Here is a 4,769-nt window from a genome sequence, read left to right as displayed (position 1 = left end):
CCTCACCGCTGCGCCGCCTGGTGACCGCCGTCGTGGTCGTCCTGCTGGTCGCCCTGCCCGCCGGCTACCTCGTGCTCTCCGCCCACCAGAGCCGCGACAGCGGCAAGGACAAGCAGCAGATCGCCTCCGCCACCAGCCTCGTCTGGGACTGGCCGAGCCGGGTGACCCGCCGCATCTACGAGGTGCCGATCCCGTCCCGCGCCACGTACGTGGCCTACTTCGAGACGAACAGCTGGCGGGAGAGCTCCCTCTACGTCCAGTTCCGCACCTCGCCGGAACGGCTCGACGGCTTCCTCGCCACCCTCGGCCTGACCAGGTCGGACCTCACCCCGGGCCGGTCCATCAGCGACACGCGGGCCGACGTCGTCGGCTGGGACCTGCGCTCCGCCGGCCGCAGCTTCGCCTCCACCACCGTCGACCTGCCGGAACACCGCCCCGAGGTCGCCGTCACCGTCGACCTCACCCGCCCCGAACGCCCCCAGGTCTACGTCGTCTCCACCGCCCGCTTCTGACGGCGGCCCGCCGGGCCGCGTCCCCGTCGAGGCGCCGGACGTCCACCGCGCGCCGCTGCGGCCCGTGGCTCACTCGGCGCTCAGCGCCTCGGCGATCTCCACCGCCCAGGACTCGATCGCCGCCCAGTCCCGGTAGTCACCAAAACGGCCCCCCACCAGCCGGAACAGCAGTCGGCCCAGCCGGTTGAGCTGCCACGGCGCGACCACTCCCGAGAACAGGCGGTGCTCCCGGCGGGGCAGCCCGGCCAGCCCCTCCTCGATCACCGGGATCTCCTTCGGAGCGAGCCCCTTCCACGGTCCCCGCAGCGCTCCCGGCATGCCCACGCTGAAGACCCACACCGGCCGGGCGGCCAGGGTGTCCGGGTTCTCCCGCACGAAGGCGAGCGCCGGGCCGAGCCACTTCTGACCGTGCACCGCGCTGCCGAGGACAAACGCCCGGTACCCGCTCAGGTCGTCGACCTGCCCCATCTGCCGGGCCTCCGCCTCCACGCCCGCCCGCCGCAGCACACCGGCGAGGCGTTCGGCGATCTCCCGGGTCGAACCGTGCACCGTCGCGTAACCGACGAGGACGTCCATGGCGCCCGCTCCCTTCCTCCCTGCCGCCCGGTGACCAGCCGGCCTCCGCTCCCAGAATGGCGTGCCCACCGGCCCTCGGCGCGTACGCCACGGCCACCCACCCGGACGGCTCGACTCGCCCGCCCGGCGGAAGCGAGCCCTTCGACACCCGTCGAGGCGGTCGACCGGACCGCCCGCTCACGCGGTCCCCGCACCGGGACGCCGGAACGCGGGGGCATCGCTTTCTCCTCCGCCCCACGGGCGTACGGCCGCCAGCGCCCAGGCGACCGAGTCCTCCAGTCGCCCCCCGGTGTCGACGGGCACGGCCCCGGGCCACGGCTGCTCGTCGGCGGCCATGGCGGCGGCGATCCGCGGATCGGCGTCCGAGGCACCGGTGGCCCGGGCCGCCAGCCGGGCCGCCGTCACCTCGTGCGGCGCGTCGCAACGCAGCGCGACCAGTTCGGCGCCGGACCGCTCGGCCACGTCCGCGGCGGCGGCGCGCCGGGCCGCGTCGGACCAGCTCGCGTCCAGCACCACCGACTCCCCGGACGACAACAGGGCGGCAGCCCGCTCCAGCAGCGCGGCGTACGTCCTGGCCGTCCACTCCGGCGTGTACAGCCCCTCCCGGTAGCCGGCCGCCGCCGACCGCTCCACGGGGAGGCCCGCCAGTTCCTTGCGCATGCGGTCACTGCTCAGCACCGTGAGGCCCAGCCGGTCGGCGAGCGCCCCCGCGAGGGTGCTCTTGCCGCTGCCCGGCAGACCTCCGACAAGGACCAACACCGCGGCGGACCGCCGCAGGTGACCGAGTGTCATCTCCACCAGCCGCCGCGCGGCCGGCTCCGCGTCCGGCGCGCCCTGCCGTGCCTGCACCAGCGACACCTTCGCGCGCACAAACGCGCGGTACGCGACGTAGTGGTGCCACAGCGAAGGCGGTGCGGGATCACCGGCGAACTCGCCGTACCGGGCGAGGAAGTACGCCGCCGCCCCGGGCGCGTCGAGCCGTTCCAGGTCCATCGCGAGGAACGCCGCGTCGTCCAGGCCGTCGACGTAGCGCAGCCGGTCGTCGAACTCCAGGCAGTCCAGCACCCGCGGGCCGTCGTCCAGGCAGAAGACGTCCTCGGCGAGGAGGTCCCCGTGGCCGTCGACCACCCGCCCCTCCTCGATTCGACTGTCGAACAGCGGCTTCCGGCCGGCCAGGTAGCGGCGCACCAGATGCCGCACCTCCGCCACCCCGTCCGGTACCGGACCGTCCTCGGCAAGCGCCCGGACCTGCGCGAAGCTGTCCTCCCAGCGTCCTGCGAGCGCGTCCCGGGTGCCCTCGCGCACCACCGCCGGGCCGCGTGGCGCCCGGGCGTGCCACACGGCCAGCATGCGCGCGAGCGCCCGCAGCGCGTCCCGGACGTCGACGCCCTCCCGTACCAGCCGGGCCAGACGGCGGCCGTCCGGCATACGCCGCATCACCACAAGCGGTTCGGGCTCCTCGCGCTCCGGCGCGCGCAGCTCGCCGACACCCAGGTACACGTCGGGGGAGAAGCGCCGGTTGAGGGCCACCTCCCTCTCGCACGTCGCGCGACGGGCCGACACCGTGCGGTAGTCCACGAACCCGAGGTCGACGGGCTTCTTCACCTTGTACACGCGGTCGCCGGCGAAGAACACCAGCGCGGTGTGCGTCTCGCGTACCGCGGCCCGCCGCGGCACCCCGTCGCGGTCGGCCTCAGCCACGAGGACCGGTGAGCGGGAGAGTGCGGGCACCGCGCGGTCTGCCGATGCGCACGAGGGGGACGGATCGCATGACGTCGGGCCCTTTCGTTCCGCGCGGCACTGGACACGAGGGGCGCCGGGCCCGCACGCCGCGCCCGCGGAGCTCGGTGGCCTCCCTTCCGAGGACTACCGCACTACCGGCCGGCACGCACGCCGGCGCAGCAGCCCCGCCCGTGCTCCCGGAGCCGGGCCGAGGACGGAAACCGGCCCCGCCGGGACCTTCGGCCCTGTGCCCGGGGCCCTCCCCGGCGCACGCTGGGAGGGAAAGCCCGATCCCGGGGGCGGTCGCAGGACCACCACGGTCCGCTCCCACCGAGGAGGGAAACAATGGCGCACACCGCGGAATGGAAGGTCCGACTCCACCTCTTCGAGGACGACCGGGGCACGACCACCGCCCGCGTTGTCCTGGACACCGGTACCACCACCCTCACCGGCCACGGCACGGCGCACTGCCATCCGACGGACACCGACGTCCCCGAGATCGGCGACGAACTGGCCGCCGGCCGGGCGATGGACAACCTCGCGCGCAAGCTGCTGGACATCGCGGAGAAGGACATCGAAGGCATGGGCGCCAGCCGGCCACGCCGCCACCAGCTCACCGGCTGGTCCATGTGACCGACGCCCGCCCGGCGCGGGCGGGCGCACCGGGCTCTCCCGCTCACGGGAGGCGTGGGAGGCGAGCACCCCACCTCAGCGAGGAAGGACGACGGTCATGCGAGCCCATCTCGGTGACCAACTGGTCATAAGAAGCCAGCGGACCGGAGGCCCCGGACGCGACGGGGAGATCATCGGGCTCCGCCACGAGGACGGCACACCTCCCTACGACGTCCGCTGGTCCGACACCGGGGACGTGACGCTTGTCTACCCCGGCCCCGACGCACACGTCCACCACCTCGAACACCACCCGTCGCAGCCCCGCCGCGACCCGTCCCACCGCCCGCGTACCTCCGAGGCAGCGGCCTGGACGCCGTCCGCGGCCGGGCCGTCCGCAGTCGGGCTGTCCGGAGTCGGGCCGTCCGGAGTCGGGCCCGGCGACATAGGACGGCGGATCGCCGAGGAGCGCAGGCGCCGCAAGCTCACCCGGGAGGAGACCGCCCGCCGCGCACGGGTGTCGCCGGAGTACCTGAGGTACCTCGAAGAGCACCCGTCCGCACCGACCGCGTCGACGCTCATCCGGTTGTCCGACGCTCTGGGCACCTCGGTCGCCGCACTGCGCGGCGGCGGCGCGGACTCCCCGCCCGGCCAGGGAACGGCCCTGCAGCACCCTCGGCTGCGCGACCTCGCCCCCGAGGAGTGCCGCGCGCTGCTCGCCGGCCACGGAGTGGGGCGCGTCGCCGTGACCTCGCCCGACGGCGGCCCCGCCGTCGTCCCGGTGAACTACGACCTCGTCGACGACACCATCGTCTTCCGCACCACCCCCGGCTCGGCACCGGCGGAGGCGGTCGGCAGGGACGTCGCGTTCGAGGTCGACCACATCGACGAGGCGCAGAGCCAGGGGTGGAGCGTGCTCGCCGTCGGACCCGCCACCGTCGTCACCGACCCCGACTCCGTGCGCGAACTCAGCCGGCGCGCCCACACCCCACCCTGGGCCGGTGGCGGCCGCGAGCTGTGGGTGTCGATCCGTCCCACCCGCCTCACCGGCCGCCGCATCACTTCGGCCGACGACCGCTGAACCGGGGCCGGCGGGGGTGGCCTCCACCCGTCGGGCCTCACGCCGCCCTCGACGCGGGTCCGGGCGGTACCGGGGCCACTTGGACCCTTCGGACAGACACCGGCCCCCACCCGCCCGCGTCCGCCGCGCATCGATAGCGTGTCCCGGGTGAGCGACAGCAGTGAGACGACGGTCCCGAAAGCCGAGACGACCACCGCCGGGGCCGAGCCGACCACGATCCCGCCGGCGCGGGAGAACGCCGAGCAGACCGCCGCGAGAGTCCCCACTCC

At 74.9% G+C, this 4,769-nt stretch carries 5 protein-coding genes; 3 read left to right on the top strand and 2 right to left on the bottom strand.

What is annotated here, in order from left to right; genetic code table 11:
* Positions 1 to 512: hypothetical protein (locus GL263_RS21750; RefSeq protein WP_182857433.1), on the top strand; the 512-nt coding region annotated here is incomplete at its 5' end.
* A 69-nt stretch (positions 513 to 581) separates the two neighbouring features.
* Here GL263_RS21750 and GL263_RS21745 read toward each other — a convergent pair.
* Positions 582 to 1,088, bottom strand: a complete 507-nt coding sequence (locus GL263_RS21745) for a flavodoxin domain-containing protein (protein ID WP_182857432.1) — start codon at positions 1,086 to 1,088, stop codon at positions 582 to 584.
* A gap of 177 nt (positions 1,089 to 1,265) precedes the next feature.
* Positions 1,266 to 2,789, bottom strand: coding sequence for a bifunctional aminoglycoside phosphotransferase/ATP-binding protein (locus tag GL263_RS21740; RefSeq protein ID WP_182857431.1), 1,524 nt, complete (start codon positions 2,787 to 2,789; stop codon positions 1,266 to 1,268).
* A 366-nt stretch (positions 2,790 to 3,155) separates the two neighbouring features.
* Here GL263_RS21740 and GL263_RS21735 point away from each other — a divergent pair, with 366 nt between their 5' ends.
* Positions 3,156 to 3,443 carry a dsRBD fold-containing protein gene (locus GL263_RS21735; RefSeq protein ID WP_182857430.1) on the top strand — a complete coding sequence of 96 codons (288 nt, stop codon included), beginning with the start codon at positions 3,156 to 3,158 and terminating at the stop codon, positions 3,441 to 3,443.
* 97 nt (positions 3,444 to 3,540) lie between these two features.
* Positions 3,541 to 4,500 carry a pyridoxamine 5'-phosphate oxidase family protein gene (locus tag GL263_RS21730; RefSeq protein WP_182857429.1) on the top strand — a complete coding sequence of 320 codons (960 nt, stop codon included), beginning with the start codon at positions 3,541 to 3,543 and terminating at the stop codon, positions 4,498 to 4,500.
* The last annotated feature ends 269 nt before the right edge of the window (positions 4,501 to 4,769 follow it).

Source organism: Streptomyces durbertensis, assembly GCF_014156695.1.
Taxonomy (GTDB): Bacteria; Actinomycetota; Actinomycetes; order Streptomycetales; family Streptomycetaceae; genus Streptomyces; species Streptomyces durbertensis.
Note: the sequence above shows the minus strand (reverse complement) of the source record. Positions and strands in the feature narration are given on the sequence as shown.

Excerpts from the sequence above, each read along its gene's own strand:
- GL263_RS21745 (WP_182857432.1), bottom strand. The coding sequence starts at position 1,088 with ATGGACGTCCTCGTCGGTTACGCGACGGTGCACGGTTCGACCCGGGAG.
- GL263_RS21735 (WP_182857430.1), top strand. The coding sequence starts at position 3,156 with ATGGCGCACACCGCGGAATGGAAGGTCCGACTCCACCTCTTCGAGGAC.
- GL263_RS21730 (WP_182857429.1), top strand. The coding sequence starts at position 3,541 with ATGCGAGCCCATCTCGGTGACCAACTGGTCATAAGAAGCCAGCGGACC.